17 protein-coding genes are annotated in these 24,754 nt (G+C 70.9%); 5 read left to right on the top strand and 12 right to left on the bottom strand.

From position 1 onward, the window contains the following. Position 1 precedes the first annotated feature (1 nt). Entirely contained in the window at positions 2 to 1,237 is a 1,236-nt protein-coding gene (locus tag WFQ05_RS00980; RefSeq protein ID WP_337052256.1) for a beta-ketoacyl-[acyl-carrier-protein] synthase family protein, read from the top strand. Between the two features lie 26 nt (positions 1,238 to 1,263). On the opposite strand, the gene WFQ05_RS00975 is transcribed toward WFQ05_RS00980, so the two are convergent. Further along, complete coding sequence (locus tag WFQ05_RS00975) at positions 1,264 to 1,539, bottom strand: hypothetical protein (protein ID WP_337052255.1); 276 nt, start codon at positions 1,537 to 1,539, stop codon at positions 1,264 to 1,266. Between the two features lie 199 nt (positions 1,540 to 1,738). Continuing rightward, the gene (locus tag WFQ05_RS00970; RefSeq protein ID WP_337052254.1) at positions 1,739 to 3,481 is read right to left on the bottom strand and encodes a 3-hydroxybutyrate oligomer hydrolase family protein; all 1,743 of its coding nucleotides are present in this window, start codon (positions 3,479 to 3,481) and stop codon (positions 1,739 to 1,741) included. Positions 3,482 to 3,693: 212 nt separating this feature from the next. Here WFQ05_RS00970 and WFQ05_RS00965 point away from each other — a divergent pair, with 212 nt between their 5' ends. Beyond that, a complete protein-coding gene (locus WFQ05_RS00965) occupies positions 3,694 to 4,359 on the top strand; it encodes a response regulator transcription factor (protein ID WP_337052253.1) in 666 nt (221 codons plus the stop codon). Positions 4,360 to 4,563: 204 nt separating this feature from the next. Here WFQ05_RS00965 and WFQ05_RS00960 read toward each other — a convergent pair whose 3' ends face one another. From WFQ05_RS00960 to WFQ05_RS00950, 3 genes are all read right to left on the bottom strand, one after another. Next, positions 4,564 to 5,052, bottom strand: coding sequence for an 8-oxo-dGTP diphosphatase (locus WFQ05_RS00960; protein WP_130519463.1), 489 nt, complete (start codon positions 5,050 to 5,052; stop codon positions 4,564 to 4,566). A 100-nt stretch (positions 5,053 to 5,152) separates the two neighbouring features. Then, the gene (locus WFQ05_RS00955; RefSeq protein ID WP_337052252.1) at positions 5,153 to 8,446 is read right to left on the bottom strand and encodes a PAS-domain containing protein; all 3,294 of its coding nucleotides are present in this window, start codon (positions 8,444 to 8,446) and stop codon (positions 5,153 to 5,155) included. A 164-nt stretch (positions 8,447 to 8,610) separates the two neighbouring features. Next, positions 8,611 to 10,827 carry a TonB-dependent receptor gene (locus WFQ05_RS00950; RefSeq protein ID WP_337052251.1) on the bottom strand — a complete coding sequence of 739 codons (2,217 nt, stop codon included), beginning with the start codon at positions 10,825 to 10,827 and terminating at the stop codon, positions 8,611 to 8,613. Positions 10,828 to 11,003: 176 nt separating this feature from the next. Between WFQ05_RS00950 and WFQ05_RS00945 the strand changes: the two genes are divergently transcribed. Then, positions 11,004 to 12,401, top strand: a complete 1,398-nt coding sequence (locus WFQ05_RS00945; RefSeq protein WP_337052250.1) for a GntP family permease — start codon at positions 11,004 to 11,006, stop codon at positions 12,399 to 12,401. Here the strand turns inward: WFQ05_RS00945 and WFQ05_RS00940 are convergent. Continuing rightward, entirely contained in the window at positions 12,385 to 13,701 is a 1,317-nt protein-coding gene (locus WFQ05_RS00940; protein WP_337052249.1) for a hypothetical protein, read from the bottom strand. The genes WFQ05_RS00945 and WFQ05_RS00940 overlap by 17 nt on opposite strands. A gap of 142 nt (positions 13,702 to 13,843) precedes the next feature. Here WFQ05_RS00940 and WFQ05_RS00935 point away from each other — a divergent pair, with 142 nt between their 5' ends. Together WFQ05_RS00935 and WFQ05_RS00930 are read left to right on the top strand one after the other, a co-directional pair. Next, positions 13,844 to 14,548, top strand: a complete 705-nt coding sequence (locus WFQ05_RS00935) for a response regulator (protein WP_337052248.1) — start codon at positions 13,844 to 13,846, stop codon at positions 14,546 to 14,548. Then, positions 14,545 to 15,897: a HAMP domain-containing sensor histidine kinase gene (locus WFQ05_RS00930; protein WP_337052247.1), complete on the top strand. Its 1,353-nt coding sequence runs from the start codon at positions 14,545 to 14,547 to the stop codon at positions 15,895 to 15,897. The genes WFQ05_RS00935 and WFQ05_RS00930 overlap by 4 nt, the downstream gene beginning before the upstream one ends. A 40-nt stretch (positions 15,898 to 15,937) precedes the next feature. Here WFQ05_RS00930 and WFQ05_RS00925 read toward each other — a convergent pair whose 3' ends face one another. The 6 genes from WFQ05_RS00925 to infB form a co-directional block, all read right to left on the bottom strand. Beyond that, complete coding sequence (locus WFQ05_RS00925) at positions 15,938 to 17,041, bottom strand: DUF5671 domain-containing protein (RefSeq protein ID WP_337052246.1); 1,104 nt, start codon at positions 17,039 to 17,041, stop codon at positions 15,938 to 15,940. A 792-nt stretch (positions 17,042 to 17,833) separates the two neighbouring features. Continuing rightward, positions 17,834 to 19,939: a polyribonucleotide nucleotidyltransferase gene (gene pnp / locus WFQ05_RS00920; RefSeq protein WP_130519453.1), complete on the bottom strand. Its 2,106-nt coding sequence runs from the start codon at positions 19,937 to 19,939 to the stop codon at positions 17,834 to 17,836. A 157-nt stretch (positions 19,940 to 20,096) separates the two neighbouring features. Further along, on the bottom strand, positions 20,097 to 20,357 hold the full coding sequence (rpsO, locus tag WFQ05_RS00915; RefSeq protein WP_130519451.1) for a 30S ribosomal protein S15: 261 nt from the start codon (positions 20,355 to 20,357) through the stop codon (positions 20,097 to 20,099). 160 nt (positions 20,358 to 20,517) lie between these two features. After that, on the bottom strand, positions 20,518 to 21,564 hold the full coding sequence (gene truB / locus WFQ05_RS00910) for a tRNA pseudouridine(55) synthase TruB (RefSeq protein WP_337052243.1): 1,047 nt from the start codon (positions 21,562 to 21,564) through the stop codon (positions 20,518 to 20,520). After that, on the bottom strand, positions 21,564 to 21,938 hold the full coding sequence (gene rbfA, locus WFQ05_RS00905) for a 30S ribosome-binding factor RbfA (RefSeq protein WP_165402894.1): 375 nt from the start codon (positions 21,936 to 21,938) through the stop codon (positions 21,564 to 21,566). Before rbfA ends, truB begins: the two co-directional genes overlap by 1 nt. A gap of 81 nt (positions 21,939 to 22,019) precedes the next feature. Then, entirely contained in the window at positions 22,020 to 24,728 is a 2,709-nt protein-coding gene (gene infB, locus WFQ05_RS00900; protein ID WP_165394487.1) for a translation initiation factor IF-2, read from the bottom strand. Between the last annotated feature and the right edge of the window lie 26 nt (positions 24,729 to 24,754).

Genomic DNA, 24,754 nt, shown 5'->3' with positions numbered 1-24,754 from the left:
CATGGACGCCTCCGTGCAGGCGCGGCGCGTGGTGATCACCGGCATGGGCGCGGTCAGCGCGCTCGGACTGGGCGCGCCGGCGCTGTGGAGCGCGATGCGCGACGGTCGCAGCGGCATCGCGCCCCTGGCCTCGCCCGATCCGCACAGCACGCTGAAGATGCGGATGGCGGCGACCCTGCCCGGGTTCGCCCCGGACGCGACGCAGACCGGCGGCATCGCCCCCGGCCAGCTCGACCGCATGACCCAGATGGCGCTGGTCGCCGCCCAGGAGGCGATGACCCAGGCCGGCCTGAGCGCAGAGTCCGCGCTCGGCGCGCGCTGCGCGGTGGTGGTCGGCACCGGCGTGGGCGCCGAGCTCAGCCGCGACGAGCAGTCGCGCCGGCTCTACCGCGACCAGGCCGAGCGCCTGCACCCGCTGACCATCGTGCGCAGCATGAACAACGCCGCGGCCAGCCAGATCAGCATCGCCTTCGGCCTGCGCGGGCCGGCCTTCGCCGTCTCCAGCGCCTGCGCCTCGGCCAATCACGCGCTGGCCCAGGCCGCGCTGATGGTGCGCCACGGCCTGGCCGACGTGGCCATCGCCGGCGGCAGCGAGGCCTGCCTGAGCCTGGCCCTGATCCGCGCCTGGGAAGCGATGCGCGTGGTCAGCGACGATACCTGCAGGCCGTTCTGCGCACAGCGCAGCGGCCTGGTGCTGGGCGAAGGCGCCGGGTTGTTCGTGCTGGAAAGCGCCGAACACGCCGCCGCCCGCGGCGCGCGGCCGCTGGCCGAGCTGGCCGGATTCGGCATGAGCGCCGACGCCGGCGACATCGTCGCGCCCAGCATCGACGGTGCGGCCGCGGCCATGCGCCAGGCGCTGCAGGACGCGGGCCTTTCGCCGGAACAGATCGACTACGTCAACGCCCATGGCACCGGCACCCAGGCCAACGATCGCTGCGAGACCCGGGCGCTGCGGCAGGTGTTCGGCGCGCACGCCGAGGCGCTGGCGGTGAGCTCGACCAAGGCCGTGCACGGCCACGCGCTCGGCGCGGCCGGTGCGCTGGAACTGGTGGCCGCGATCGGCGCACTGCGCGAGCAGGTGGTGCCGCCGACCGCCAACTTCCTCGATCCCGATCCGGAATGCGACCTGGACTACGTGCCCAACCAGGCGCGTGCCCGCCCGGTGCGCGCGGTGCTGAGCAACTCCTTCGCCTTCGGCGGACTCAATGCGGTGATCGCGCTGCGCGCGGCGGATTGAAGCCTCGCAAGGTTCCACGCAGCGCGTCATGCGGCGCGATGCGGCCTGGTCATTTTTGTGCCAATCCGCTTGACACGCCCGCTCTGCAACGCGCTCACGCGCTTATCCACATCCTTGTCCAGCTTCCATCCACAGGTCCTGTGGATGAACTGCCGCGCGCTGGTCATCTTTTCGCCATCTTCGCGCGCCGCCTTGCCACGACTGGGCGCGCGCGGCTTATCCACATGCTTGCCCCAGCACTCATCCACACCGGCTGTGGAGAACCGCGCAGGTCGCATCGGCCGCCAACGGCACGGTTCCACGGCACTCCGCCTGGCTCTACGGCGACAGCGTGTCGCCTCCAGCAATCCGGGCGGGCGATGCGCGTCACGCAACCTGGTTGAAGCCCCCCTGCCGCACCAGCGCCGTCGCCCCGCGAAGGCCAGGCCCGTTGACCTTCGTTCTTGAATGGCCAAGGCGCTGACCCCGCTTTCGCGTGGATCACGCCTGCTGCCAGCTGCCTTACTTCACCGCCGCGCCGAACTGCGCGGCCTCCACCGCACCGGTGCCGCGGCCGCGCGCCTCGATCGTCGCATCGGCCGGCAGCGCGGCCTTGCCATCGAGCACATCGGCCACGCGATCCAATGCGGCATAGACGTGCGGCAGCATCGGCGTGTAGCGCGCGCCGTACGCCGGCAGGGCGAGGAAGGCGTCGAAGTGCTCGCCGTTGCGCACCTGCCAGTAGCGCACCGGTCGGCCGGCCGCGCGTGCGGCGGCGACATAGGGCGCGCTGGTGAACGCCGGCGGGATCAGGCCGTCGTCGGTGCCATGCACCACCAGCACCGGCAGCCCGGCCCGCGGCAGTCCGGCATGGGTGCCCGCGATGCCGGCGCGCACGCGTTGGGCGTCCGGGCCCTGCCCGTCCCACAGCGCGCGCAGGCACAGCAGCCCCGGCAGCGTCGGGTCGGGCGCGGCCAGCCTGGCATCGATCAGGCCTACGCCGTTGCCGGGCGGGATGCCGCTGGCGTCGGACCACCACGCCGCGCGTTCGACGGCCGTGGCCGCGCGCGGGGAGAGGTCCGCGTTCTGCGCCGACCAGCGATAGCCGCACGGGTGCTCGCCCGGCGCATAGCGGCCGTAGGCCGAGGCGTAGGTCGCCAGGATCGCGCGCCACAGGTCGAAACCTACGCTGGCCGCGCCGGAGGCCAACGCCGCTTCGCTCCAGCCGCTGGCCCGCAGCTGCGCGTGGGCCGAGGCGGCCTGCGCCGCAGGCGTAGCGCCCTCGACCAGCCCCTGCGCCTGGAGCGCGGCGCAGCGCGCGGTCCACAGCGGTTCGACCTGGGCGCGCAGCGGCGGCTGCGGCAGCGCCGCCGACGGCAGGTCGAGCAAGGCGCAAGGCATCAGCAGCGCCGCCTCGCTGGCGAAGTCGTACAGCGCACGCGCGCCGGGTGCGCCTTCGACGTAGACGTTGGGTTCGCCGGCGACGACGGCATCGATGAGCGCGTCGTCCAGTTCGGCCGCGCGCAGCACCGCGCCGCCGCCGTTGGAGATGCCGACCGCGATCACGCGCGTATTGTCCGCAGTGAACGGCGCCGCCTGCGGGAACGCCGCATCCAGCGCCTGCAGCGCGAAGCGCGCGGCCTGCTGCACGTGCCGGCCCCAGTCGGCTTCCGGGTTGTCCTGCGAATGCGCGTGCTTGAACGCCACGCCGCCCGCCCCGGCCGCGGGCTGGGGAGCGAAGGCCAACGCCTGTTCGTCCGGCGCGGCCGAGCTGCCGTCCAGCGCAAAGCCGCGCCCGGCATCCAGATCGAAATAGTCGGTGCCGGTGCCCTTGTCCGTATAGGCCACCGCGCAGCCACGCGGCAGTGCCCAGGCGCCGCCCACGGCGATGGCGCCATACACCCCGCGCGAGCCCGACGACGGCGCCACCACGACGCAGCGCCGCCGCTGATCGAAAGCGTCGGGCACCTGGACCAGCACGCGATGCGGTTGGCGCGCGCCGGGCACCGTGGCCAGCGCGGCGTACTCGCGGCCCGGCACGCGCGCCACGCTGCCGTACAGCGTGCCGTAGCCGCCGGTGGGCGAGAGATCGGCGATGCCGCGCCAGTTGGACCAGATCGCACGCCTGCGCAGTTCGGTCGGCGTGGGCGCGTCGGGCCTGGCGAAGGCCGGCGGCGTCGGAGCCTGCAGCCCGGCCAGCCCGAGACCGGCGGTCAGCAGATCATCGCCGTTGCGGTGCACCGTGACCTGCAGGGCTCCGGTCACGCCGGCCTCCGCGTGCGGGCGGGCCTGCGGCGTGGCGCACGCGGCAAGCGCGCCGGATAAGAGCAATGCCGACAGGCGGCTGGCGGATCGGGTTCCATGCATGGCGCCACGCTACCTGCGGCTGCAGGCCGGCCGCATCGTACTTTGGTACCAGCCGCCGGCGGACGCGGCTTGCTAACGTTAGCCCTCGTCACCCACCGACCGCCGCCGCCATGCCCACCCTGCTGATCGCCGACGACCATCCCCTGTTCCGCGCCGCGTTGCGCGGCGCGGCGGCCGATGCGGTGGCCGCCTTGGAGATGCTGGAAGCCGATTCGCTCGACGCGGTGCTGCAGGCGCTGGAAACGCATCCGGAGATCGATCTGGTGCTGTTGGACCTGCACATGCCCGGCAACCACGGCCTGGCCGGGCTGGCCGCGATCCGCGCGCAGTTCCCGGCGGTGGCGGTGGTCGTGGTCTCGGCCAACGACGACCCGCGTGTGGTCCGGCGCGCGCTGGACCACGGCGCGGCCGGCTACCTGCCCAAGAGCGCCGGGCTGGAGGAACTGCGCGAGGCCATCCGCTGCGTGCTGGCCTGCGAACAGTGGCTGCCGGCCTCGCTGCGCACGGCGGTGACGCGCGCGCAATCCTCCGCGCACGACACGGCGCTGGCCGCGCGCCTGGCCAGCCTGTCGCCGCAGCAGTTCCGCGTGCTGGGCTATGTCGCCCAGGGGCTGCTCAACAAACAGATCGCCGACCGCCTGGACGTGCAGGAGCGCACGGTCAAGGCGCACGTGTCCTCGATCTTCGAGCGCCTGGGCGTGCGCAACCGCACCCAGGCCGGAGTGATCCTGCGCGAACTGGAACTCACCGACCCCGCGCGCCAGCTCGAGGGCTGAGCGGCGCCAGCCAAGCGCCGCCGACCAAGCTGATCACACCGCCGCCTCCACGAAGGCGGAATACGGCCCCTCCCCTTTCGCGCTGCGAAGGAGGAGGCTGGGAGGAGGTGCTTTTGCTTTTGACTTCCCCACGAAGAGCACCCCTCCCCCTCAGCCGCTAGCACGACGCTTCAACCACCTCCGCCGCCGGGCGCACCGCCCGCTTCAGAAGCGGCTGAAGCTCCACGACACCATGCGCCCATTGCGATACGGCATCACACCGTGGAACGGCCTCGGATCGCCATCGAACACCAGCGGCAGGAAGTGGCGGTCGCCCTCCCACATGGGCAGCTCGCCCAGGCGCTCGATCGGCGCCCACTCCAGCGTGCCCTCCGGGTTGGAGGTCAGCGGTGTACCGGTCCAGGCGGTGATGAGGAAGATGAAGCACAGCCAGTCCTCGCCATTGCGGCCGAAGCCGGGCCAGCTGATGGTGCCGCGCAGCTCCATCGCCGTGCATTCGATGCCGGCCTCCTCGGCGATCTCGCGCACCATGCCGGCGGCGATGTCCTCGTCGTTCTCCAGCTTGCCGCCCAGCCCGTTGTACTTGCCCAGGTGCTCGTCCTCGGGCCGCGCGTTGCGGTGGATCATCAGCACCTGCGTGCCGTCGGGCGAAAGCACGTAGCCGAGCGTTCCGGTGATCGGGGTATAGGGCATGGCGAGGGCGTGGCGGTCAAACGCCCATTGTAGTCGCCCCCGCACCGGCGCCGCGGTGTTCAACCCGCGCGCGCGGCCAGCAGCCGGTCGAGCACGGACTTCAGCGCCGCGGCCGCAGCGGCTTGGCCAGCAGCGGCAGGTCGGCCGCGCGCGCGGCGTCGCGCACCGCGCCGGAGGCGTCGGCCGAGAGCAGCACGCACGGGCGCGCGCCGAATGCATCGGACAGGCGCGCATGCAGGGCCACACCCGTGTCGCCCCGATCCAGGTGATAGTCGAACAGCCACAGCGCGGCCGGCGCATGCGCCAACGCCGCAAGCGCCTGCGCCTCGTCGGCGGCGGTGGCCACTTCGCAGCCCCAGCCCTGCAGCAACGCCGCCAGGGCGGCCAGCGCGGCCTCGTCGTTGTCCACCGCCAGCACGCGCAGGCCGGCCAGCGGCAGGGCGCCCTGTCCGCGCACCGCGGCGCGTGCGGCGCGCGGCGCCGGCAGACGCGCAAGTTCGACGCCGAAGGCGGTGCCGCGGCCCGGCGCGCTGCGCAGCGAGAGCGGCGTGTCCAGCAGCCCGGCGATGCGTTCGGCGATGGCCAGGCCCAGCCCCAGGCCCTGGCCGCCGGCGTCCTGGCCGCGCCGGAACTCCTCGAAGATCAGCCGCTGCTGCTCCGGCGCGATGCCCGGCCCGCTGTCGTACACCACGATGCGCAGCCGCGCGCCGACGCGCCGCGTGCCCAGCAGCACCCCGCCGCGCGCGGTGTAGCGCACCGCGTTGACCAGGAAGTTCTGCACGATCCGACGCAGCAGCTGCGGGTCGCTGCGCACCCAGGCGCGGCTGGGCACATAGCCGAAGCGCAGGCCCTTCTCGGCCGCCATCGCGCGCACCTGCGCGGCCAGCGGATCGAGCAGTTCGGACAGCGGGAAATCGCGCGGCGCCGGCACCAGGCCGCCGGCCTCCAGCCGCGACATGTCCAGCAGGCCGCTGAGCAGGTCGTGGGTGGATTCCAGCGAGCCGGCCAACTGGCGCAGCGTGTCGTGGTCCTGCGCGGGCGTGCGCTGGGCCAGTGCGTCGGTGAACAGCTGCGCGGCGTGCAGCGGCTGCATCAGGTCGTGGCCGATGGCGGCCAGGAAGCGGCTCTTGGCATCGTTGGCATGCTCGGCCTCGGCCTTGGCGCGCTCCAGCAGCGCGGTGCGCTCGGCCACGCGCTGCTCCAGGGTCTCGTTGGCACGCTTGAGCCCGGCCTCGGCGCGGCGCGAGTCGGTCACATCGGTGTAGGTGGCCACGAAGCCGCCGCCGGGCATCGGGTTGCCGCGGATCTCGACGATGGTGCCGTCGGGGAACACGCGCTCGGTCAGGTGCGCGGTGCCGGCGCGCATGAACGCCAGACGCCGGTCCAGCGCATGCTCGGCGCTGTTGCGGTGGGGCATGCGCTGCAAGGCCCAGGCGGTGAGATCGGCGATCGGCCGGCCGACCTGGAGCAGCTCCGGCGGGAAGCCGAACAGCTGCGCATAGCGCGGGTTCCAGGCCACCAGCCGCTGTTCGCGATCGACCACGCTGATGCCCTGGCTCATGTTGCGCAGCGCCGCCTCCAGCACCTGCTGGTTGAAGCGCAGGTCGGCCGAGGCCTCGCCGACGATGGCCGCCACGGTGTCCAGCTCGCCGGCCTGGCTGCGCGCGGCGTTGAGCAGCAGGCGCGTGGAGGCCGAGCCCAACACCGCGGAGAGCTCGCGTTCGATGCGCTGCTCGGTGGCCAGCCGCACCGGCCCGGCGTCGGGCGCGCCGGCGAGCAGGTGTTCGATGCGCTCGTGGCCGAGGAAGCGCCGCCCGGCCTCGCGCAGCGCGGCGCGGTCCAGCCGGCGCGCGCTGCCGCGCGGCGCCTGGCGCCAGCCGGTCGCCGCAAGCGTGACCAGCGCGCCCAGGAACAGGCTGGCGCCGACCGCGCGGCCCAGCGCGCTCCAGCCGGTCAGGCCGAACAGCCCGGCCGGAGCGAGCACGCGCGGCACATGCCGCCAGAGCGGCGCCTCCACCGGCCACAGCATCGGCACCAGCATCACCCACGCCCAGGTGGCGAACGCCGCCAGCAGGCCCAGCAGCGCCGCGCGCGGCGGCGTCTGCGGGCGCCACACCGCGAAGCACAGCGCCGGCACCAGGGTGGCCAGCGCGGAGAAGGACACCGCGCCCACGTCGGCCAGCGCGTCGTTGCCGCCGATCAGCCGGTTGTAGGCCCAGGCCAGCAGCATGATCGCCACGATGCCCAGCCGGCGCAGGGTCAGCAGTTCGCCGCGGCGATCCTCGCCCTGCCCGCGCAGCCAGGCGCCGCGCAGCAGGCCGGGCGCGAACCAATGGTTGCCGATCATCAGACTCAAGGTCAGCGTGCTGATCACCACCATGCCGGTCGCGGCGCTCAGCCCGCCCAGGAAGGCGAACAGCCCCAGGCCCGCGTGCCCGGCCGCGAACGGCAGCGCCAGCGCGTACATGTCCGAGGGCACATGCCCGCCCAGCAGCAGGCTGCCGGCGCGCGCCAGCGGCAGCGCCGGCAGCGCGATCAGCAGCAGGTACAGCGGGAACAGCCAGCGCGCGGTGGCCACGTCGCGCTCGTCGCGGCATTCGACCACCGCCACATGGAACTGGTGCGGCAGGATGAACATGGCCAGTGCGCCCAGCAGCACCAGCGGCACGAAGCCATCGGCAGCCGGCACCGGTGCGGCGCTGGCCGCACGCGTCCAGTCCACGTCCAGCCCCAGCCAGACGAACGCGCCCAGGGCCAGCATCGCCGCCAGCTTGAACAGCGACTCGAACGCCATCGCCAGCACCAGTCCGCGGTTGTGCTCGGCCGCATTCGCCCGGCGCGTGCCGAACAGCATCGCGAACACCGCCATCGCCAGCGCCACGTACAGGGCGCCGTCGCGCAGCGGCGCGGGCACCTGGTCGGCATGGGCCACATTGCCGGTGAGCGTGGACACGCTCATCGTCACCGCGCGCAGCTGCAGGGCCACGTAGGGCACCAGCCCGAGCACGGCCACGCCGGTCACGACCGCCGCCAGCCACGCATCCTTGCCCAGGCGGGTGGCGATCAGATCGGCCAGCGAGGTGGCATTGGTCTCGCGCGCCAGCCGCACCAGGCGCACCATGAAGGCCACCGCCAGCGCGTACAGCAGGATCGCCCCGAGGAAGGTCGGCGGCAGCGGCCAACCGTAGCGCGCGGCCTGGGTCACCGTGCCGTAGAACGTCCACGAGGTGCAATGCACGGCCAGCGACAGCGCGTAGACGTGGCGCCAGCGCCGCGCCAGCACCGCCGGATGGCGCTCTCCATAAAGTGCGGTGCCGAACATCAGCGCCAGCCACGCCAGCCCGGCCAGCGCGACCATCCACATGCTCAGCATGGGCGCCTCACCCAGGCGCATGGGCACCGCTCAGCCGACGCACCCTGCCCGCACCAGCGCCGTGCGGCGCGCGCCTGCGATGTGTCCTGCCTCCCCATTGGCCGAGCATACCGCCAGCGCCCTGCCCCGGATGGACGAGGCCCGGCTTGCGCCGGGCCCGTCGTTCGACCCTGACCACGCGGCGGTCAGAAGTCGTAGCGCACGCTGGCCTGCACCTGGCGGGGCGCGCCATAGAAGCCGGTCAGCACGCCGTAGGCGGCGATGTTGTAGCCGGTGGTGCGGTAGGCCTTGTCGGTCAGGTTGGTGCCCTGCAGCGACAGGCTCCAGGCGTCGTCGAGCTTCCAGATCACGCCGGCCGACAGCAGGCCGTAACCATCCTGGCGGATCTCCTTGGACAGGTCGGTGGTGGGCCAGACCTCGCTCTGGTAGCTGTAGGTGGCGCGCGCGGACAGGTTGCCGCCGCCGGCCAGATCGGTGCGCCACTCCACGTTCAGCGCGCCGGAGTACTTGGGCGCGTTGGTGAAGTACTGGGTCTTGGCGATGTTGACGCCGCCGCTCATGAACTCGTCGTACTTGGCATCCAGCCAGGCCAGGTTGCCGCTGATCAGCCAGTGCCGGGTCGGCAGGAACTGGTACTCCACCTCCACGCCCTGCACCGTGCCCTTGCCGGCGTTGGTGAAGTCGCCGAAGAAGCTATAGCTGCCGTTGGGCAACTGGTACTGGGTGAAGACCGAGAGCTGGATATCCTTGTACTTGTTGTAGAAGTAGGCCAGGTTGAGGAAGGCGCGGCCGTCCAGCAGCCCCATCTTGCTGCCGATCTCGTAGCTGTCCACCTGCTCGTCGTCGAAGGGCTGGCCCGAGCGCGGCACTGCGGTGGTGTTGGCGCGAATGTTGTAGCCGCCGGACTTGAAGCCGCGCGAGGCCGACACGTAAGCCATCAGGTCGGGCGTGAACTGGTAATCGACCGACAGCTTGGGCGAGACGTTCTTGAAGTTGACCGTCTTGTCGAAGTTGGCCGCCGTGCCCCAGGAGGTGGTGTAGCTGTCGCTGGTGTAGAAGCGGTTGAGGGCGATGGCGTGCTTGTCCTCGTCGGTGTAGCGCGCGCCGACGTCCAGCTTGAGCTTGTCGGTCAGATCGAAGGTCCAGTCCGCATACAGCGCCACGCTCTTGGTCAGCACCTTGCCCTGGGTGTCGCCGAACAGCGGATTGGTCAGCGACCTGGGCAGGTAGGGATTGGAGAAGTAGTTGCGGACCTGGCCACCGGCCTCGCCGTCGAAGTAGTACAGGCCCATGACCCCACGCGCGCGACCGCCGCCATCGTAGTTGGCCTGCAGCTCGTGGCTGACCTGCTGGTCGTAATAGTCGGCATGCACGTCGACCAGCTTCAGCGGGGTCTCGTCGAAGTCGATATTGGTATCGGTATCCGACTCGCGCTTGGCGATCACGTACTTGACCGCCCAGTCGGCGCTGGGCCGCCAGTTGAGCGTGGCCGAGGCGCCCTTGACCGTGGTGTCGTTGACGTTGGGCATGCCGCTGCGGATGTCGTAGCGGCCGGACAGCGGCGGATAGGCCGGCGCCAGCGGATTGGCCTTGAGCAGCTTGGCGCCGCGCACGCCGGACTGGTCGTCCAGCCAGTCCACCGCGAACTGCGCATCGAACTGCTCGTTGGCGAAGGCGCCCAGCTGGAAGCGCGCGGCGTTGATCTCCTTGTCGCTGACCTCCTGGTCGTTGACGAGGTTCTTGCCGAAGCCGTCGCGGTTCATGCTGGCCACCGACAGCCGCGCGCGCAGCGCCTCGCTGCCGCCGATCGGGCCGCCGATGCCGCCCTTGAAGTCGAGCTGGTCGTAGTTGCCCACGGTCAGCTGGGCGTAGCCGTCCAGCTGCTTGGGCAGCTCGCGGCTGATGTACTTGATGGCGCCGCCGATGGTGTTCTTGCCGTAGAGCGTGCCCTGCGGGCCGCGCAGCACCTCGATGCGGCCGACGTCGAACACGTCCAGCAGCGCGCCCTGCGGTCGGGCGATGTAGACATCGTCCAGGTAGATGCCCACGCCCGGATCCACGCCCCACAGCGGATCGGCCTGACCCACGCCGCGGATGTACACGGTCGCGGTGCTGGTGGAACCGCGCGCGGCATAGATGGTCAGGTTGGGCACCTGCGCATCGAGATCGCCGATGTCCTGGATGTTGAGCTTGTCCAGCGCCTGCGGGGTGAAGGCGGTCACCGCCACCGGCACTTCCTGCAGGGTCTCCTCGCGCTTGCGCGCGGTGACGGTGACCGCGTCGAGCGTGGTGGCCTTGGCGCCCTCGCTCGCCTGGCCAGGTTCGGTTTGCTGGGCCCACGCGCCGCTGGCCGGCGTCATCAACAAGCCGGCGATCGCCAGGCACAGGTGCTTGCGCTTCATGGTCATTCCCCTCCTCCCCGGGTACGACCTCGCGGCGGGATCGCCGCAAGTTGGGCGCAACTCTAGGCACCGGCCGCAGGGCCATCACTTGTACCTTGGTACAGGAGCGCGTCCATGCGGCCGCTGCCGATACTCGCCCCGCGCAAGCCGTGTCCTGGCGGCTGGAGAGTGGTGCCATGTCGTTCCTGATCGTGCTGGCCGCGCTGTGCTTTCTGATGTTCGTGGCCTACCGCGGCTACAGCGTCATCCTGTTCGCACCGGTGGCCGCGCTCGGCGCGGTGCTGCTCACCGACGCCTCGTTGGTGGCGCCGATGTTCACCGGCCTGTTCATGGAGAAGATGGTCGGTTTCCTCAAGCTGTACTTTCCGGTGTTCCTGCTGGGCGCGGTGTTCGGCAAGCTGATCGAGATCTCCGGCTTCTCCAAGTCGATCGTGGCGGCCACCATCCGCGTGGTCGGCGCGCAGCGGGCAATGCTGTCGATCGTGCTGGTGTGCGCGCTGCTGACCTACGGCGGGGTGTCGCTGTTCGTGGTGGTGTTCGCCGTGTATCCCTTCGCCGCCGAGCTGTTCCGCCAGAGCGACATCCCCAAGCGGCTGATCCCCGGCACCATCGCGCTGGGCGCCTTCACCTTCACCATGGACGCGCTGCCCGGCACGCCGCAGATCCAGAACATCATCCCCACCGCGTTCTTCGGCACCACGGCCTGGGCCGCGCCGGTGCTGGGCACGCTGGGCGCGGTGTTCATCCTGGTGCTGGGCATGAGCTATCTGGAATGGCGCCGCCGCGCCGCCGCGCGCGCCGGCGAGGGCTACGGCGGCGAACTGCGCAACGAACCCGAACCCTTCAGGGGCGATCGCCTGGCCCACCCCCTGCTGGCGATCCTGCCGCTGCTGGTGGTGGGCGTGGCCAACTTCGCCTTCACCCGCTGGATCCCGCAGTGGTACGGCAGCAGCGCCTCGTTCGTGCCGGCGGTGATCGGCAACCCGGCGCCGGTGGTGCAGGAGGTCTCCAAGGTCGCCGCGATCTGGGCCGTGCAGGCCGCGCTGCTGTGCGGCATCGCCTGCGTGATCGCCTTCGCCTGGAGGCCGGTGCTGGCCAGCTTCGCCGAGGGCACCCGCTCGGCGATCGGCGGCGCGCTGCTGGCCTCGATGAACACCGCATCCGAATACGGCTTCGGCGCGGTGATCGCGGCGCTGCCGGGCTTCCTGGTGGTGGCCCACGGGCTGGGCGCGATCCCCAACCCGCTGGTCAACGAGGCCGTCTCGGTCACCGCGCTGGCCGGCATCACCGGCTCGGCCAGCGGCGGCATGAGCATCGCCCTGGCGGCAATGGCCGACAGCTTCATCGCCAACGCGCAGGCGGCCGGCATCTCGATGGAGGTGCTGCACCGCGTGGCCGCGATGGCCTCCGGCGGCATGGACACCCTGCCGCACAACGGCGCGGTGATCACCCTGCTGGCGGTCACCGGCCTGAGCCACCGCCAGTCCTACAAGGACGTGTTCGCCATCACCCTGGTCAAGACGCTGGCGGTGTTCGTGGTGATCGCCGCGTATTACCTCACCGGCTGGGTGTAGCCGGCGCCGGCGGCTGCGCCTCGGATCGACGACGTACCACCCCGTCGGCCAGCACCCAGTCCGCCGCCAGCTCCAGCGTCCAGCCCGGCCCCTGGTTGCGGCCGTCCACCGCGCTGGCCGGTCCGGCCACCGTCGCGGACTTCCAGTCGCCGGCGAGCAGCACGCCGCGCTCGACCGTCAGCGTGCCCCAGTCGTCGCGGATGATCGCGTGCGGATAGACCGTGCCCTGCGGCGGCAGGGGGAACACGGTGCGCGGGTCGAACTCGATGCTCATGTGCACCAGCGGCAGCCGCAGCAGCGGGCCGTCCACCAGCTGCGCGCGCCACTGCGCGGCCTGCTGGTCGTGCGCCTCGCGGATCGTGGTTTCCTCGCGGCGGATCGCCTCCTCACCGTAGCGCCGGCCGGCCACGGTGGGATCGGGCAGCGGCGGGTCACCGGCGGCGTGCTGCAGCAGGGTTCCCAGGTCGCTGTCGGGCCGCAGGCCCTGGCGCCAGCCCGGCGCCAGCGCGTCCAGCAGCAGGCCATAGGCCGGCCCGGACGCATAGGCGAAGCTGCGCACATAGCCGCGCCGGTGGTCGTAGTCGTCCAGCGTGGCGATGGCCGACACGGCGGGATCGTCCGCGTCGCCGAGGCGGCGGCCGGTGTATTCGGCCAGCCCCTCGTTGATCTCCAGCGCGTTCTCGCGCAAGGCCGCGTCCTGGAAGCGTTGCCGCCGCCAGGCGCGGAACGCCAGCGCATCGGCGATGGCCGCCTGGCGCTGCGCGCTGCGGCTGCGCAGCGCCTGCGCCAGCGCGCGCCATTCCAGCCGCAGGCCGACGCGCCCGTCGAACTGGTCCAGGTGCTCGGGCAGCGGCGCGACGGGCGGTGGCAGGCGCGCGGGCTGGATGCGATGGAACGCCTCGTGCATCAGCAGTTCGGCCCGGGCCTGCCGGTCCTGCGGGAGCGGCAGCTGCAGCATCGTCCAGCGCTGCCCGGCCCAGTCGGTCGCGGTGTTGGCGATGCCGATGTCCGCCGGCAACTGGCCCACGAACACGCCGCGCCGCCGCTGCAGGCCCTGCCCGGGCACATCGCGGTCCACGAACAGCGTGCGCGTGTCGCGCTCGACCAGCATGATCGGGCCGCACAGGTTCTGGCCCCACAGCCGCGCATGGTCGCGCTGGCACAGCACCCGGTATTCGGCGATGGCCGCCGCGGCGGTCGCTGCCGGATCGTCATGACCGTCCGCGGTGATCGGCAACGCCTGTACGGGGAAGACGCCGCCAACGCCGCCAACGCCCAGCCAGCAAAGGGAACGGAACATCGCACGCAGATGCATCGGTGACTCCAGGGAAGTGGACAAGGCCGCCATTCCAGCGCCGCGCCGTATCGCCTCGATGCCCGGCCTGTATCGCCAGCGCCGATGGCGACACAATCCCGATACGTCTCCGCTTTATGAAAGGCGCATGGCAGGCAAGGACAACCGGATCGTCGTGGTCGAGGACGACGACAGCGTGCGCGAGGCCATCGTCGCCTACCTGGGCCGGCATGGCTTCGAGGTGCGCGGCACCGACGATGCCGCCGGCCTGGACGCGCTGCTTCAGCGCCAGCCGGCCGATCTGGTGATCCTGGACATCATGCTGCCGGGCGAGGACGGGCTGTCGATCTGCCGGCGCCTGAGCCAGGACGGCCCACCGGTCCTGCTGCTCAGCGCGCTGGTCGAGGTGACCGACCGCGTCGTCGGCCTGGAGGTCGGCGCGTTCGACTACCTCGGCAAGCCCTTCGACCCGCGCGAACTGCTGGCCCGGGTGCGCGCCATCCTGCGCCGGCAGGCGCCGCGCGCCGCTCCGCCGACCAGTCCCTATCTGTTCTCCGGATGGGTGTTCGAGGCCGATGCCCACCGCCTGACCACGCCCGACGGCGCGACGCTCGCACTGACCGCCGGGGAATCCCGGATGCTGCTGGCCTTCGTCCGGCATCCCAGCCGCGTACTCAGCCGCGACCGGCTGCTGGACCTGACCCACGAGGCGGCGGAAGGGCCGTTCGACCGCGCGATCGACCTGGCCGTCAGCCGCCTGCGCCGGCGCCTGGCCGCGGCCGGGGGCGCTGCCCTGATCGAGACCGTGCGCAGCCTCGGCTATCGCTTCCAGGCACCGGTGACGCGGGGATGAGGCCGCCACCCATCCTGGTGCAGGTGGCGGCGCTGGCGCTGGTCACCCTGCTGCTGGCCTTCGCCCTGTGCTTCGGCATCGTCCTGGCCACGCCCACGCCCGCGCCCATCCGCATGAGCGTGCGCGAGGCCGCGGCCGCCCTCGAAGGGCAGCACGGCGGCCGCTTCAGGATCGAGCCGCTTGCTGCGCCGCCCGGCTGTCCCCGCGTCGCGCCGGTGGAGGCGACGCTGGCGCAGGCCGCACGTACCCAGCCGGGGCGCGTACGGGCGTGCTGGCTGGACGCGGCGGGCGCGGGCAAGGCCAGCGGCAACGGGCAGAGCGTGGTCCTGATCGGCGACCGCACCCTGCTGGTGGACAGCGACGCGCGCGGCTTCCAGATGCGCTACGACGCCGATGCGCGGGTCGGCATGGACACCTCGCTGCCCGCCTTCACCGCGGCGATACAGGGCAGCGACGGACGCTGGCGCACGCTGACGCCCATCGACCAGCGGCTGGCGGGCTGGCGGCTGCGGATGACGGCGGCGTTCGGCGTGGCGATGGCGCTGCTGGCGCTGCCGGTGTGGTTCGCGGCCAGGCGGCTCTCCCGGCCGATCCAGCGCCTGGCGCGGGCGGCGGCGATCAGCGACCTGGACAGTGGCGCGGGCTTCCCGCTCGACGGCCCCCCGGAGCTGCGCGCGGTCGGCGAGGCGATGAACGCCATGCACGCCCGCCTGGCCCGGCATGCCGGCGAACGCCTGCAGGCCTTCGCCGCCATCGCCCACGACCTGCGCACGCCGCTGACCGGCCTGCGCATCCGCGCCGAGCTCGTCCCCGGCGCCGACCGCCAGCGCATGATCGGCGACCTGGACCGCATGGCCGCCATGATCGAGCAGATGCTCGCCTACGCGCATGCCCAGGCGCAGCCGGCGCGGCTGCAGCCGGTCGATCTCGACGCCCTGGTCGCGGGCATCGCGGCGGACCGGGTCTCGCTGGGTCAGGCCGTCGCCTCCGTCCCGGCGAACCGGGATACACGCCTCCAGGCCGACCCCACCACCCTGCACCGCGCCATAGACAACCTGCTCGACAACGCGCTGCGCTTCGCCGGCAGCGCGCGCCTTAGCATCGAAGCGCACGTCGACCGGATCGACCTGCACATCGACGACGAAGGCCCCGGCATCCCGGAAGACCAGCTGGCCGGCATCACCACCCCGTTCAAGCGCCTGGAAAGCTCACGCAGCCGCGCAACCGGCGGCGCCGGCCTTGGCCTGGCCATCGCCGAGCGCATCGCCGAAGCGCACGGCGGCCGGCTGCTCCTGGCCAACCGCCACCCAAAGGGATTGCGCGCCACGCTCAGCCTGCCGCTGCGGTGAAGCCCGGACACGCCGTCGCGTCCGTCGCCACCATCGGGCGCTACGGCTGCGCCGCTGCCTGGCCTTGCGCGTCCTCGGGCTTGGGCAGTTCGATGTCGCGCTCGAAGCAGGTGCGGCCCACGCCGTGCGCCCACTGCGCCTCGATCATCCAGGGCCGACGCGGGCGCTTGCCGGCGGTATCGGTCTCGAACGCCGCGCAGAGGCGCACGCGCTTCGGCCCCAGCGTGGTATAGCTGTAGGGCGCGGCACTCACTGGATCCTGGGTGGCGAGCCCGACGCCAGGCTGCGCCGCCATGTCAGCCAGGCTGGCCGGCAAGCGGCGATGTTCCGTCGCATAGGCCTGGACGGCGGTGACGATGTCCTGCAGATCGCTCACCCGGCGCTGATCCATGCGTAGAGCGCGCTGATGCACCGGACCGCCGGTCAGGACGAAACCCCCGACCACCGCGCCGATCGCCAGCAGGCCGCCGATCAGCAGCAGGCGACGCCCCAGCGGCAGCGCCGATGCGGCGCTGGCCTCGTCGCTGCGCAGATCGCGCAGGTAGTAGCCGAACACGCTGCCCGCGATCGCCGCCACCACCAGCACCTTCAGCAGGAAGCGCCAGGTGATCTCACCCGACAGCAGGTTGTAGACCAGGGCCGTCATGTCGCCGATCAGGGTCAGCGTGCTGACGAACAAGGTCAGATAGGTCAGCCAGCGCCGCACCGGCGAGAGCCGCTTGATCGGCGCCTGGCGGATCTCGCGGTGCAGCCGCCCGGCCAGCCAGGCGAAGGCCGGGAAGGCGATCAGCAGCGCAGCAGTCGAAAAGCGCGTGCACGCGAAGAAATCCAGGCGCGCCCCGTCGTCGGCCGGATCCGGCAACGCGGCATTGATCATGTCGAACAGCAGGCTGCCCAGGTGATAGCAGAGGAAATACAGCAGCGAGAACAGCACCAGATACATGAAGGCGTCGCGCGCCGACAGCGACGCCCGCGGGCGCGGCACCGGCACGGGGAAATCGACCTCGGCATAGTCGTCCAGCACATTGGCCAGCTGCTCGGGCGACCAGCCCGCCTGCAGCAGCACCGCGCGGATGGCCTGCCGCGACTGCCCCGCCAACAGCGCATCGCGCACGAAGCGATCCAGATCGGTCGATGTCCCCACGACGCTCCTCCCTTCCCTGCGCGAATGTCGCCGCACTCTAGCAGGGCGTCCTGCGCCCACAAAAAAGCGCTTCGCTTGGATGTGGATGTGGATGTGGATGTGGATGTGGGTGTGGGTGTGGGTGTGGGTGTGGGTGTGGGTGTGGGTACGGAGTGCGGAGTGCGGAGTGCGGCGGTGCGGGGGTGCGTGAACCAGTTGAGACATGCGTGCGGCGGCGGTGCGCTGACTTCGCCAACCAGCCTCGACCCGGCCAGGCGTGGCTCCTCGGCTCGGTCCGCCATCTACGGACTCACCACCGCGAGCCATCCCTGGCCCGATCTCCGCGCGCCCGCCCGGGTCGAGGCGCTGCGGCGAATAGATCAGGACTTCTTCCCACTCGAAGGCATCGAGCAGCGCTTTGCCCCCTCCCTTTCGCCGCAGGCGAAGGGGAGGGCCGGGGTGGGGTGCTGTTGCTCTTGCTTAGGTGGCTTGACCGGTAAAGCCCCGACCCCTCCCCATCCCTCCCCTGCGCTGCGCGCAAGGGAGGGGGCTCAAACCGAAGTCCTGTGACCTGACGCGTGAGGCAGCGTTCCGGCGGGCGGGGGCCGCGCCTCGCGAGGCAGGAAGCCGAGCGCCTTAAATCAGGGCAGGATGCCCTGATTGAGGGAAAAGCGGCCCCCGTCCGCCGAAACGCTGCCCCTCCGAAGCCCATGACCGCCCGCGCGCCGTGATCCCTCGATCAAGCGGGAAACACCTCCAAAGAAAAAGGCGGGCCAAAGCCCGCCTTTTTCTAATCAAGCGATAGCCAACCGATTACTCGGTCACGCCCTCGCCTTCTTCCACGGCCTTCATGGACAGGCGGATGCGGCCCTGCTTGTCCACTTCCAGCACCTTGACCTTGACCACGTCACCTTCCTTGAGCTTGTCGGAGACCTTCTCCACGCGCTCGGAGGAAATCTGCGAGACGTGCACCAGACCGTCCTTGCCCGGGGCGATGGTCACGAACGCGCCGAAGTCCATCAGCTTGGCGACCTTGCCCTCGTAGATGCGGCCCGGCTCGATGTCCGAGGTGATCTGCTCGATGCGCGACTTGGCGGCCTGGCCGGCAGCGCCGTTGACCGAGGCGATGGTGATCGTGCCGTCGTCCTGGATGTCGATCTGCGTGCCGGTCTCCTTGGTGATCGCCTGGATCACCGAGCCGCCCTTGCCGATCACTTCGCGGATCTTGTCGGGGTGGATCTTGATGGTGATCAGGCGCGGCGCGTAGTCCGACAGCTCGGCGCGCGGGCTGGTCAGGGCCTTGGACATCTCGCCGAGGATGTGCAGACGGCCGGCCTTGGCCTGCTCCAGCGCCTGCTTCATGATCTCTTCGGTGATGCCTTCGATCTTGATGTCCATCTGCAGCGCGGACACGCCCTCGGAGGTACCGGCGACCTTGAAGTCCATGTCGCCCAGGTGATCCTCGTCGCCCAGGATGTCGGACAGCACCACGAAGCGGTCGTCCTCCTTCACCAGGCCCATCGCGATACCGGCGACCGGCGCCTTGACCGGCACGCCGGCGTCCATCAGCGCCAGCGACGAGCCGCACACCGAGGCCATCGACGAGGAGCCGTTGGACTCGGTGATCTCCGAGACCACGCGGATGGTGTACGGGAACTCTTCCAGGGTCGGCATCACGGCCAGCACGCCGCGCTTGGCCAGACGGCCGTGGCCGATCTCGCGACGCTTCGGCGCGCCGAAGCGGCCGCACTCACCCACCGAGTACGGCGGGAAGTTGTAATGGAACAGGAAGTTGTCCTTGTACTCGCCGCTGACCGCGTCGATCACCTGGCCATCGCGCGCGGTGCCCAGCGTGGTGACCACGATCGCCTGGGTCTCGCCGCGGGTGAACAGCGCCGAGCCGTGGGTGCGCGGCAGCACGCCGGCCTGCACGGAGATCGGGCGCACCGTATCCAGCGCACGGCCGTCGATGCGGATCTTGGTGTCCAGCACCGAGTCGCGCATGGTGCGGTACTCGAGCTCGCCGAACTCCTTGGACAGCTCGGCCTTGTCCCAGCCTTCGGCCTCGACACGACCGGCCAGGGCTTCGATGACGTCCTTCTTGATCGCGGCGATGGCGTCGCGGCGCTGCAGCTTGTCGCGCACCTGGAAGGCCTCGGCCAGCTTGCTGCCCACGGCTTCCTTCAGCGCCGAGATCAGCGCCTCGTTCTTGGCCGGGGCGACCCAGCTGGAGGGCTTGGTGCCGGCTTCGACGGTCAGCTCGTTGATCGCGTTGATCACCTTCTGCATCTCGCGATGGCCGAAGGTCACCGCGCCCAGCATCACTTCCTCGGACAGCAGCGCGGCCTCGGACTCGACCATCAGCACCGCGTTGGCGGTACCGGCCACGACCAGCTCCAGCTGCGAGTCCTTCAGCTCCGACACGGTCGGGTTGAGGATGTACTCGCCGTTCTTGTAGCCGACCTTGGCGGCGCCGATCGGGCCCTTGAACGGGGTACCGGCCAGCGACAGCGCGGCCGAGGCGCCGATCAGGGCGGCGATGTCGCCGTCGATCTCCGGGTTCAGCGACATCACCGTGGCGATGATCTGGACTTCGTTCTTGTAGTCCTCGGGGAACAGCGGACGGATCGGCCGGTCGATCAGGCGCGAGATCAGCGTCTCCTTCTCCGTGGCGCGGCCTTCGCGCTTGAAGAAGCCACCGGGGATGCGGCCGCCGGCGTAGAACTTCTCCTGGTAGTCCACCGTCAGCGGGAAGAAGTCCTGGCCCTCGCGCGCGCTCTTGGCGGCGACGGCGCTGACCAGCAGTACGGTGTCGTCCATCTTGACGATGACGGCACCGCTGGCCTGACGGGCGATCTCGCCGGTCTCGAGGGTGACGGTGTGTTTGCCGTACTGGAAGGTCTTGGTGATTTTTGCCACGTGGGTTTCCTAAGAGTCTCGAATCTGGTTGTCCCGGGCGACGGCCCCTGCCGTGCCCGGGCGGCCACCGTATGCGGCCATGTTGCAGTGCATCTTTTTCCGACGCCGGAAAAAACGAACCGCGGCGCATCACTGCGCCGCGGTCGGTCATCTGGTTTTAGCGACGCAGGCCCAGCTTCTCGATCAGGGCCTTGTAACGCGGGGCATCCTTGCGGTGCAGGTAGTCGAGCAGGCTGCGGCGGCGGTTGACCAGCTGCAGCAGGCCGCGACGGCTGTGGTGATCCTTCTTGTGGGTCTTGAAGTGCTCGGTCAGCATCTCGATGCGGGCGGTCAGCAGGGCGACCTGGACTTCCGGCGAGCCGGTGTCGTTGGCGCCGCGCTTGTTGTCTTCAATGACTTTCTGGGTGTCGATGGACATGTCGATTTCTCTTGGTTGATGCGCGACCTGCAGGAACGCGGGCTGTCCTCCGCGCGCACCGCCTGGTCCGCCGCTTGCAATGGTGAGTGAAGGCCGGGATCGGCCAAGGGCCTGAAAAGGCCGCGGTATTGTAGGGGCCAGCACCCGGTGGCACAAGGTTTCAGGCCGGTGACACCGCGCCGCCGGTCGGCCAGTTGAACAGCCGCTGGGGCGAAAGCAGCCCATCCTTGGACAGCTGTCCCATTCCCAGCACCTGGCCGGACTCGGCGAACACGGCCACGGTCCCGGCCGGGCCGGGCACGCCGGTCAGGCGCTGGCCCTGCCGCAGGCGCGCGGCGGCTTCGTCGGTCAGGTCGATGCGCGGCAGGCCGACCATGCCGGCCTCGACCGGCAGCAGGCAGGCCTGCAGGCTGCGCGGGTCGCGCTCGGCCAGGGCCTCGAGCTGCTCCAGGGTCCACATGCGCGGCTCGCGGAACGGGTCGACCCACAGCCGGCGCAGCTGGGCCACGTGCGCGCCGCAGCCCAGCGCCTCGCCGAGGTCGCGCACCAGGCTGCGCACATACGTGCCCGAGCCGCATTCGACATGCAGACGCAGCAGCGGCTGGCCGGCGTCGAGCAGGTCGGCGGCCGACTGCAGTTCGAAGGCGCGCACGTAGACCGGGCGAGTCTCGACCTCCACCACCTCGCCGCGCCGGGCCTTGGCGTACAGCGGCTCACCGCCGCGCTTGAGCGCCGAATAGATCGGCGGGCGCTGCTGCAGGTGCCCGGTCAGCGCGCGCAGGGCCGCATCGAGGCGGTCGATCGGATAGGCCTTGACCGGCCGCTCGCGCAGCACCTGGCCCTCGGCATCGTCGGTGTCGGTGACCTGGCCCAGCCGGGCCACGGTGTCGTAGGCCTTGGCGGAGCCCAGCAGGCTGCCGGCGATCTTGGTCGCCTCGCCGAAGCACAGCGGCAGCAGGCCGGTGGCCAGCGGATCGAGCGCGCCGGTATGGCCGCCCTTCTCCGCGCCGAACAGGTGCCGGGCCCGCTGCAGGGCCTGGTTGGAGCTCATGCCGCCGGGCTTGTCCAGCAGCAGGATGCCGTCGACGCGGCGGAACTTGGTGCGCGGGCGCTGCGGGCGCTTTCCGCGCGGCTGGTCGGCGCGCGCCGAACCGCCGCGTCCGGCACCGTCGGCGTCCGGCATCGCGGCGGCGTCGGTGGCGGTCATCAGTCCTGGTCGGACCCGGATTCGGGCGGCAGCGGATTCTCGCGCAGCAGCGTCTCGATGCGCTCGCCACGGTCCACCGAATCGTCGTAGTGGAAATGCAGTTCAGGCACGTGGCGCATCTTCACCGCACGCGCCAGGGCGTAGCGGATCTGCGGCGCTAGTTCCTTCAGGCCCTTGACCGCCTCGGTGGAGCGCTCGGGCATCAGGGCGGTGACGAACACCTTGGCGTGGGCCAGGTCGCGGGTGACCTCGACGTCGGACACGCTGACCGACGGCAGGCCGTGCTCGCGCACGGCTTCGTGCACCAGCGTGCCCAACTCACGGCGGAGCTGGGCGGAGACGCGGTCGGTGCGATGGAAGGATTTGGTCGGCATGGCAATCGAGCGATGCGGCGATCACGGCGCCTGCGCCGGCGGCGATTCCTGAAGGAACCGCCGCGGCGCAGACGGGCGCGATCACAGCGTGCGCTGCACCTCGATGCGCTCGAAGCACTCGATCTGGTCGCCGGCCTTGACGTCGTTGTAGGCCTTCACGCCGATGCCGCACTCGGTGCCGTTGCGCACTTCGTCCACGTTCTCCTTGAAGCGGCGCAGCGATTCCAGCTCGCCCTCGAAGATGACCGTGTTGTCGCGCAGCACGCGGATCGGCTTGGAGCGCTTGACCACGCCCTCGATGACCATACAGCCGGCCACCGCGCCGAACTTGGAGCTGCGGAACACGTCGCGCACCTGGGCGATACCGATGATCTCCTCGCGGATCTCCACGCCCAGCAGACCGGACGCCACCTGCTTCACCTGGTCGATCACGTCATAGATGATCGAGAAGTAGCGCATGTCCACGCCATTGGCTTCGACGATGCGGCGGGCCGAGGCGTCGGCACGCACGTTGAAGCCGATGATCGTGGCCTTGGAGGCGACCGCCGAGTTGGCGTCCGACTCGGTGATGCCGCCCACGCCGGAGCTGATGATGTTGATGCGGATGTCTTCGTTGGACAGCGCCACCAGCGAGTGGCGCAGCGCTTCCACCGAGCCCTGCACGTCGGCCTTGACGATCAAGTTGAGGCTCAGCTGGCCCTCGCCCTTGCCCAGCTGGGCCATGATGTCTTCCATGCGGCTGCCGGCCGAGGCCACCAGGCGCGACTCGCGGCGCTTGGCATCGCGCTGCTGGGCCACGTCCTTGGCCAGGCGCTCGTCGTCGACGACCACGAAGTCGTCGCCCGCATCGGGCACGCCGGACAGGCCCAGGACCTGCACCGGGATCGACGGGCCGGCCGAGGCCGGCTGGCCGCCGGTCTCGTCGAACAGCGCGCGCACGCGGCCGTACTGGATGCCGCAGACCAGGTAATCGCCCTTCTTGAGCAGGCCCTGCTGGACCAGCACGGTGGCGACCGGGCCACGGCCCTTGTCCAGCGAGGACTCGATGACCGTACCGGTGGCGCGGCCCTCGGGCACGGCGCGCAGTTCCAGCACCTCGGCCTGCAGGCTGATCGCGTCCAGCAGCGCATCCACGCCCTGGCCGGTCTTGGCCGACAGCTCGATGAACTGGGTGTCGCCGCCGAATTCCTCGGCGACCACGTCGTGGGCCAGCAGCTCGTTCTTCACGCGCAGCGGGTCGGCGTCGGACTTGTCCATCTTGTTGATCGCCACGATCAGCGGCACGCCGGCCGCCTTGGCCTGCTGTACCGACTCGATCGTCTGCGGCATCACGCCATCGTCGGCGGCCACGACCAGGACCACGATGTCGGTCAGCTTGGCGCCGCGCGCACGCATGGCGGTGAACGCCGCATGGCCCGGGGTATCCAGGAAGCTGATGACGCCGTTGGCGGTTTCGACGTGGTAGGCGCCGATGTGCTGGGTGATGCCGCCGGCCTCGCCGGTGGCGACCTTGGTGCGGCGGATGTAGTCCAGCAGCGAGGTCTTGCCGTGGTCGACGTGGCCCATGATGGTGACCACCGGCGGACGCGGGGCCTGATCGCCCTGCACTTCCTCGGTGTGGGCCAGCAGCGCGTCCTCGGCCGAATCGGTATTGGCCTTGACCACCTTGTGGCCCAGTTCCTCGGTGACCAGCGCGGCGGTGTCGTGGTCGATGGTCTGGGTGATGGTGGCCATCACGCCCATCTTGAACAGCGCCTTGACCACATCGCCGCCCTTGAGCGCGAGCTTCTGCGCCAGGTCGCCCACGCTGATCGCATCGCCGATGGCCACTTCGCGCACGACCGGCGCGGTCGGGCGCTCGAACTGGTGGCTGCCCGAACCGCCGCGGCTCTGCTCGAGCTGGCGACGCGCCTTGGGCTTGCCGCGCGCGGCGCCACGACGGGCGCGGTCGGCGGCCGACAGGTGCAGCTGCCCGGCGAAGCGCTGGGTGCTGTCGTCGTCCTCGACGCCGGCGACCATCGCGTGCGAGCCGCGGGTCTTGTGCTTGGCCGCGGCCGCGCCGGCGCCACGCTCGGGCTCCTTGCGCGCGGGGGCCGGCGTGCTGCGCGGGGCGGCGGGCTTGGCCGGGACGCGGATCGAGGACATGCCGGCGATCGGGCCGTTGCGCTCGTCGATGGGCGTGCGCGCCGGCGGGGCCGACGGCGCCGCCGGTTCCTCGGCGACCGCCTCCTCGTCCTCGGACTGCGCCTCGGCGCGGGCCTCGGCCTCGGCGGCGGCGCGCGCGGCGAGCTCTTCCTGGCGCTTGCGCTCGATTTCCTCGGCGCGCGCGCGGTCGACCTCGGCCAGGCGCTGCTGTTCGGCCAGGTTGCGCTGGCGCGATTCTTCCAGCTTGCGCAGGATCTCGGCGCGCTCGTCGCCGCCGTTGGCGGCCGCGGCGCTGCCGGCGCGGCGCGCCTCGCTGGCCTGGGCCTCGGTCGGCTTGACGTAGGTGCGCTTCTGACGCACCTCCACGGCCACGGTGGAGTTGCTGCGGCCGGACTTGACCGTCACTTCCTGCACCTTGCGGCGTGCCAGGGTGATCTTCCGCGAGGCCGCGGCCTCCTCGGTCTCACCGTCGGCCTTGCCGTGGGTGCGACGCAGGAAGCCGAGCAGCTTCATCTTTTCGGTGCTGGACACTTCCTGGTCGGGGCCACTGAACTTCATGCCGGCCTCGGCCAGCTGTTCGATCAGTTTGTCGACCGGCGTGTTGACCAGTTCGGCGAGCTTGCGGATGGTGGTTTGCTGCGACATTCGGATCCTATGATCTGGTTGGCGCC

The organism is Pseudoxanthomonas sp. USHLN014 (genome assembly GCF_037153335.1).
GTDB lineage: Bacteria > Pseudomonadota > Gammaproteobacteria > Xanthomonadales > Xanthomonadaceae > Pseudoxanthomonas_A > Pseudoxanthomonas_A winnipegensis.
Note: the sequence above shows the minus strand (reverse complement) of the source record. Positions and strands in the feature narration are given on the sequence as shown.